1 protein-coding gene is annotated in these 1,500 nt (G+C 75.7%); it reads left to right on the forward strand.

Annotation, left to right across the window (positions count from 1 at the left end; all coding sequences use genetic code 11):
* Positions 1-20: 20 nt before the first annotated feature.
* Positions 21-1,500 (forward strand): MFS transporter (locus ACIQOV_RS41030; RefSeq protein WP_401056188.1); only part of this gene is annotated, 1,480 nt, incomplete at its 3' end.

Here is a 1,500-nt window from a genome sequence, read left to right on the forward strand (position 1 = left end):
CCTCGGTCGACCCCGTACCGATACCCCTCGACGACGACCCCGGTGGTGGGGTCCTCGGCGGCCGCTACCGTGCGCTGACGCTGGGGATCGTCTCGGTGGTCCTGGTGATCGCCTTCGAGGCGACGGCCGTCAACACCGCGATGCCGACCGCGGCCCGCGAGCTGAACGGGCTCGGGCTGTACGCGTTCGCCTTCTCCGGCTACTTCACCACCACCCTGTTCGCCCTGGTCGTCTCCGGCCAGTGGTGCGACCGGAGCGGCCCGCTGCGGCCGCTGTTCAGCGGCATCGCCGTGTTCGGCGTGGGGCTGGTGGTGGCCGGGACGGCACCCGGGATGTGGGTGTTCGTGGCCGGGAGGGCCATCCAGGGCCTCGGCGGCGGGCTGGTGATCGTCGCCCTGTACGTGGTGGTCGGCCGGGCCTACCCGGAGCGGCTGCGGCCCGCGGTGTTCGCGGCCTTCTCCTCGGCTTGGGTGCTGCCCTCGATCATCGGTCCGCTGGTCTCCGGGGCCGTCACCCAGCACCTGGGGTGGCGCTGGGTGTTCCTGGCCGTGCCGGTGCTGATCCTGCTGCCGCTGGCCGTGATGGGCCCGGCACTGGCCCGCACCGAGCGCGAGCACCCGGTGGCCAGGGGCGCGGCCTTCGACCGCCGTCGCACCCTGCTGGCCGCGATGGCGGCGGTCGGCGCCGGCCTGCTGCAGTACGCGGGCCAGCGGCGCGACCTGATCGGGCTGGCCCCCGGGATCGCCGGGGCGGCGCTGCTGGTGCCGGCGGTCCTCGGCCTGCTGCCGGCGCGGACCCTGCGGGCCGGCCGGGGACTGCCGGCCGTGATCCTGCTGCGCGGGCTGGCCGCGGGGGCGTTCTTCGCGGCCGAGGCCTTCATCCCGCTGATGATGACCACCCAGCGTGAGCTCTCGCCGACGCTGGCCGGCCTGACCCTGACCAGCGGCGGTCTCACCTGGGCGCTCGGCTCCTGGCTCCAGGGCCGGCCCGGGGCGGAGCGCTACCGCACGGTGATGATCCGGGGCGGCTTCGTGCTGACCGCGGTGGCGATCTCGGGCGCCGCGCTGGTGCTGTTCCCGGCGGTGCCGGCCTGGGCCGCGTCGGTGGCCTGGGGCGTCGGCGGCGTCGGGATGGGGATGGCGATCGCGAGCGTCAGCGTGCTGATGATGAAGCTCTCCACCCCGGAGGACGCCGGGGCCAACTCGGCCGCGCTCCAGATGAGCGACGCGCTGGGCAATGTGCTGCTGACCGGTCTGGCCGGGGTGATGTTCGCGGCGCTGGGCGGCGGCTCGCTCGCCGCCGCCCACGGGGGCGGTGGGGAGGCCGGCTCGCCCGGCGCCTTCGCGGTGATCCTGCTGTCGATGGCCGGGGTGGCGCTGCTCGGCGCGGTGCTCTCCGGCCGGGCCGTCCGGCTCCGCCCCCGCGCACTCCGGACGCTCGCCGAGCGCCAGCCGCACCGCGTCCCACGGCAGGTTGAGTCCGCACAGCCGCAGCTGGTGG

This window comes from Kitasatospora sp. NPDC091257 (assembly GCF_044757675.1).
GTDB lineage: Bacteria > Actinomycetota > Actinomycetes > Streptomycetales > Streptomycetaceae > Kitasatospora > Kitasatospora lactacystinica.